The 4,931-nt window shown below is 64.0% G+C and carries 6 protein-coding genes; 2 read left to right on the top strand and 4 right to left on the bottom strand.

All coding sequences use genetic code 11. From position 1 onward, the window contains the following. Window positions 1-410: 410 nt before the first annotated feature. From FK219_RS13120 to FK219_RS13135, 4 genes are all read right to left on the bottom strand, one after another. Window positions 411-1,301 (bottom strand): WD40/YVTN/BNR-like repeat-containing protein, encoded by an 891-nt coding sequence (locus FK219_RS13120; protein ID WP_152584317.1) that lies wholly within the window; start codon window positions 1,299-1,301, stop codon window positions 411-413. After that, a complete protein-coding gene (locus FK219_RS13125; RefSeq protein ID WP_152584318.1) occupies window positions 1,301-1,873 on the bottom strand; it encodes a DUF305 domain-containing protein in 573 nt (190 codons plus the stop codon). Before FK219_RS13125 ends, FK219_RS13120 begins: the two co-directional genes overlap by 1 nt. A 75-nt stretch (window positions 1,874-1,948) precedes the next feature. Continuing rightward, entirely contained in the window at window positions 1,949-2,362 is a 414-nt protein-coding gene (locus FK219_RS13130; protein ID WP_152584319.1) for a hypothetical protein, read from the bottom strand. 33 nt (window positions 2,363-2,395) lie between these two features. Further along, window positions 2,396-3,343 carry an alpha/beta fold hydrolase gene (locus FK219_RS13135; protein WP_152584320.1) on the bottom strand — a complete coding sequence of 316 codons (948 nt, stop codon included), beginning with the start codon at window positions 3,341-3,343 and terminating at the stop codon, window positions 2,396-2,398. A gap of 120 nt (window positions 3,344-3,463) precedes the next feature. Here FK219_RS13135 and FK219_RS13140 point away from each other — a divergent pair, with 120 nt between their 5' ends. Together FK219_RS13140 and FK219_RS13145 are read left to right on the top strand one after the other, a co-directional pair. Next, a complete protein-coding gene (locus FK219_RS13140; protein WP_152584321.1) occupies window positions 3,464-3,991 on the top strand; it encodes a hypothetical protein in 528 nt (175 codons plus the stop codon). Further along, on the top strand, window positions 3,988-4,515 hold the full coding sequence (locus tag FK219_RS13145; RefSeq protein WP_152584322.1) for a hypothetical protein: 528 nt from the start codon (window positions 3,988-3,990) through the stop codon (window positions 4,513-4,515). The genes FK219_RS13140 and FK219_RS13145 overlap by 4 nt, the downstream gene beginning before the upstream one ends. The last annotated feature ends 416 nt before the right edge of the window (window positions 4,516-4,931 follow it).

Genomic DNA, 4,931 nt, shown 5'->3' on the forward strand with positions numbered 1-4,931 from the left:
TCGATCGATGACCTCACCCCGATCGAACTGGAGCAGCTCGAATATGCTCTGACCGAGCCCCTCGAACAAGCGGGCTGACACCAGCAATACGCTCTCCGAACACGCCGGGGGGATTCACGAAGCCGTTGGCGTGGGGTGAGGGCGGCATTACCGTGGGACACGAGAACCTCCTTGGTTCAGAGCGGATGCAGTGAGCAGCTCCACTCTGCCTCGGAGGTTCTCGCCCTGTCAGGACGTCCAGATCAAACAACGTCCCTGGGCACTACATCTAGGCGCGTCAGAACCGGAAAGGGCCTTCCGCGCGCTTAGCGGGAGGCCCAATCTTGCGCGCTCGATTGCCGGGGACGGCGCAACGAGCAGTCAAGCCCGGGCAGGACGTAGAGAACTCGTTCCGCCACCCCACAAGCCAACTAGAACTCCACGATCACCACCCAGGTCGCCCCACGGTCGTTCGATCTATACACGCCCTGGGTTCCGGCTGCAACAAGGGATCCTTCGCTACCCACCGACACGGCCGCCGTGAGGGCTGGAGCTAGTCCCCCGGAGTTCCAGGTCACTCCATCGGTGCTCGTGTGCACATACCCCTCGACATCAACTCCCGCCAAGTAGGCATCCGGTGAACCCGCCGACGCCGATGAGATCAGAAGCAAGCGCGGAGCCCCATCGACCAGGCTGAAGGTCACACCATCGTCCGTACTGACCTGGAGTCCCTGCTCGGTGGTCGCGAACAAACGTTGCGCATCCACGTCCCAACTCAGAGAGCGTGCGCTGATGGCGGCGCCCACTGTCCAGGTCTCTCCGCCATCTCTGTTGGCGATGACCCGCCCGCTGGCCGAGTCGATTCCAGCGAGAGCGGGGCTCGCACCGGAGACATCCGTGATCGTCATGCTGTGGAAGTCCACCTCGCCCTCCAACGACAGGGGGACGATCTCCTGGCCGAGAACATCGGCCTGGTACACACCGATGTTTGCTGGCGAGCTCGCGCCAGGTGCTGGATGGCCGGAGAGATAGATCGTGTCTCCGAGTCTCGCCATCCCCATCACATCTCCCGTCCACTCTCCGAGACGCTCGACGGAGCCAACCTCCGAGGATGTAGCTGCATCCGCCGCCGACGTGTCGACCGTGATGCGGAGGATTCCCTCGTGCGTCGCGACGTAGACAGCACCGCGCTCGTCGTCGAGATCGACAGCGTGCACGTGCGTCACCGCGAGCGGTGGCTCTGACGCTGAAGAGGTGCACCCTGCGAGGGCAACGGAGAGGGCGGCGACCGTACCCACGGTCGCCGCGCCTGCCCGTCGCATCAGGAGTCGAGCATCGAGCGCATCTGCTCGATCTCCGCCGCCTGGCTGGCGATGATGTTTTCCGCCAGCTCCCGCACCTCCGGGTGCTGACCGTCATCGAGTACCTCTTCGGCCATGTCGATCGCGCCTGCGTGGTGCACGATCATCTGCTCAAGGAACAGATCCCCAGCCTCAGCACCGCTCGCATCCTCAAGGGCCTGCATGTCCTCATCGGACATGCCATCCATGCCGCCCATTCCGTCCATGCCGTCCATGCCGTCGTCCATCTGCGGCATGCCCCAGTCATCGAGCCATGCCTTCATCTGCTCGATCTCAGGGCCTTGCGCGGCCTTGATCTGCTCCGCCAGCGCGACGACCTCGGGATCGACTCCCGTCTTCGACAGCAACACATCGCTCATCTCGATGGCTCCCTCATGGTGGGGGATCATCATCTGCACGAACATGACGTCCGCCATGTTGGCACCGGATTCTTCTGAGGGTTCCGCGGTAGTGGAGCATGCAGCGAGCCCCATCACGGTGATGAGGGCGAATGCGCTCGTCGCGAGCGCGCGAATGACTGTTGTCTTCTTCATGGTTCTTCTTCTTTCGTCAGTAGTGGTCGATTTGTCAGCGGGATGGCAGGCGCGAGGCCGCCATCGAGCGACCAATCACTGACGGTCGATGCAGAGTTCTGACAGGTCTGGCGGTCGCGGCGCGGCGAGCCGACGGGGGGTGTCGTCAACTCTCGACACCCCGGGGGCAAGCAGTCCGAATCGCAGCGCGACGGCAGGCATCACCAGACTGACGACCAAAAGCAGCGCGAGGAAGGCGCACGCCATCAGCAGGCCGGAGTGATCGTCCGCACAATCCACGCAGGCAGACCCCGGAAGGTCCACGTCATTCGAGTCACCCTGAACCGTAGTCGTTGTCGAGTGCTCGTGTCCGAGATCCATCACGTCCGCGGTCATCGTCGCCTTCGCTGAGGTCGAGTGTTCGGACGGTGTCGCGCTGTGAGAGCTCATGGCGATGCCGACGATCGCGAGCGTCGCGATCAGCAGCAAGTACGCCAGGCGCTCCAGCATTCCGAATACCTCCGGGGGGTATGTTCTCACATCTCAGGAACGCTTATCAGCGTATTCGCTGAGAGCTGCGAGAACGATCGACGCGCACCCCACTGGGTCGCTCAACGGCAACCGGTGTCCGCCTGGAAGGCGGAACGCGGTGACGTTCGAATAGGTGCTCGCGAGCTCGTCAGCGCGTCCGGGGACTTGAACCGGGTCGTGGTCGCCATCAACCAACCGGACGGTCACATTTCGCGTAGACAACACGCGGAGCGCCTCCGACCATCCCGCGTCGCGCACGAGCGAGTTGAATCCTGTGATGTAGCCGCGCCAGGTGTGTTGGACCGTGTCGCTCGCGACGACTACCGGCAGCCGCGGACTGATCGCGACGGCCAGTGCCTTCGCCACCCGCCGGTTATCGCACATCCATTCACACACACGCTCGGCCAGTGGACCTTGGGCGAGGAGGGATTCGAACCAGCCCATGTGGCGCACCCGCTCGTCTGCCTCTTCTGTCGAGAAATACAGTGGCGCGTCGTATGCAACGACCATGCTCGCCGGGGCGTGACGGGCAGCGACTCGCAGCGCAAGAGACGCTCCCATCGAGTGCCCAACAATCATCGCCGGCAACTCATGCAGGTCGAGCGCCGTCAAAACCGCGAGCACGGCGTCGACGTGGGCATCGGCGTCGATCTCACGTGCGAGTGCTGCGCTCTCCATCGAGGCTCCGAATCCGATCGGATCGATAGCCACCACGCGCGCATGCTGACCGAGCACGTCGTAGGCGCCTCCCCAGAGCCGTTCACTGGAGGCGAGGCCCGAGAGGAGCACGACGACCACGTCGCCAGCGCCATGGATGCGCACGCCAAGATCCGCGACCTGCCTTCGCTCTCCCACTCCGGGCCGCCACTGCCGCACCTCCGGCGACGTGGCGTGAGCCCCGGCCCACGCGAGCGTTGGCGCAAGCAGTGCGGTGGCGAGTGCGATGCGGGATGCCCTCATGCCGGTTGACCTTACTCGGAAGCGACCGCCCACCTCACCTTCAGTAATGCGGGCCTACAGGTGGAGCGCTCCCAATGCAAGGGATGCGGAGACAAACAGGTTCAGGGCTACCGTGGCTGTGTGACCGCTTCAAAACGCGAACTGAACCACCCTGCGGGTGACGTGGGGGCGCCGCCCGTGCGCTGGTGGGTGCCTGCCATCGCGGCCACAGCACTCTTGGCGGTTCTCATCGCCGTCGTGGTGCTTCTCGTGAGACCCCCGGGGCCGCTCGATGACCCCCGCCCAGCGTTCCAGCGCGATGGCCTCCTTCGAGATGGTCCCGTGCTGGACACCGACTTCGAGGGGGTGGAGCTCGGCGATCGGACGGTCATCCTGCTCTTCGAGCGGTCAGAACCGGAGGGCGGCGAGTGGGAGCAGTGGCAGGCTGACGTGACGGATGACGGCGCCGACCTCGTGGTGCTCACTCCAAACGATCCCGCTCACGATCGACTTGTCTCAGCACTGCACATGCCGGTACCGGTCGATGGCGGCCCACCGGTCGGGTACGCAGTGGTCGACTCCGAGCGTCAGGTTCGATACGTCACGCTCGACCCGCAGTATTTGGTAAACGCGTACGAGGTCGACGTCATCACCGGAGCAGTATCGTGACCGCCGATCGCTCCGCATCGAGGACGAGCTTCCGCGCGCTGCACCCGCGCTCGCTTCTCGCCCAGCTGACAATTCTCGTCACTGCCGAGGTGCTGCTCTTTTACACCTACAGCGTCCACGACGCCCGGTTCCACTGGGCCACGCACTTCCTCGTCGCCTTGATCGTCGCCGCCGCGGTGATGATCGTGCACCTCACCGTTCGTGGAGCTCCAGGGCCTCGTTTCCCTCTGATCCTCGTGCTTGGACTTCATCTCTTCGCGATGGCGCCCGACTTTGTGTTTCGAGCTGGGGCTCCGCACGCCGCGTGGATGGACGTTTTCCTCGGTCACCTCTCGGCGCACTACCTGCCAGGTGGCGACAAGGCGTGGCTTCTCATCGCCATCGTCGCGGTCAGCGCCTACGTTGTCCTACTCACACGATGGCTACATGGCCGTGCCGTGGAAGCCACGGTTCCGAGCGCAGCCTCCGCTCAGCTCGCCCCCACGTCAGCCGGCATTCTGCGGCGCCCCGGCCGACGACGCTGATCAGTAGATTCGCGGCAGAGTTGTCGATTGATACTGCCTCTGTTTCGACGCAACTGTCGGGGAGCATCCGTGATTCGTCGAGAACCGGAGCAACTGCCGTCCAGCCAGCTAAGGTTGCGCCGACATCGTTGAGGCGGTACTGTACGTGGGCCGCAAGGACTTCATCGGAGAGTTCGTCGCCTGTCGAGGACGACGGCGCGTGGACGATCCGAGCGAACTGTCGAACATTGGGGACTAAAGGCCGTAGCGGCGGGGCTCGGCGCAGAGGAAGCTAGTGCGTACCAGTGCGATGGCACTGTGAATCCCCCCGGCGTGTTCGGAGAGCGTATTGCTGGTGTCAGCCCGCTTGTTCGAGGGGCTCGGTCAGAGCATATTCGAGCTGCTCCAGTTCGATCGGGGTGAGGTCATCGATCGAA

This window comes from Microcella pacifica (assembly GCF_009371975.2).
GTDB lineage: Bacteria > Actinomycetota > Actinomycetes > Actinomycetales > Microbacteriaceae > Microcella > Microcella pacifica.

Excerpts from the sequence above, each read along its gene's own strand:
- FK219_RS13120 (WP_152584317.1), bottom strand. The coding sequence starts at position 1,301 with ATGCGACGGGCAGGCGCGGCGACCGTGGGTACGGTCGCCGCCCTCTCC.
- FK219_RS13125 (WP_152584318.1), bottom strand. The coding sequence starts at position 1,873 with ATGAAGAAGACAACAGTCATTCGCGCGCTCGCGACGAGCGCATTCGCC.
- FK219_RS13130 (WP_152584319.1), bottom strand. The coding sequence starts at position 2,362 with ATGCTGGAGCGCCTGGCGTACTTGCTGCTGATCGCGACGCTCGCGATC.
- FK219_RS13135 (WP_152584320.1), bottom strand. The coding sequence starts at position 3,343 with ATGAGGGCATCCCGCATCGCACTCGCCACCGCACTGCTTGCGCCAACG.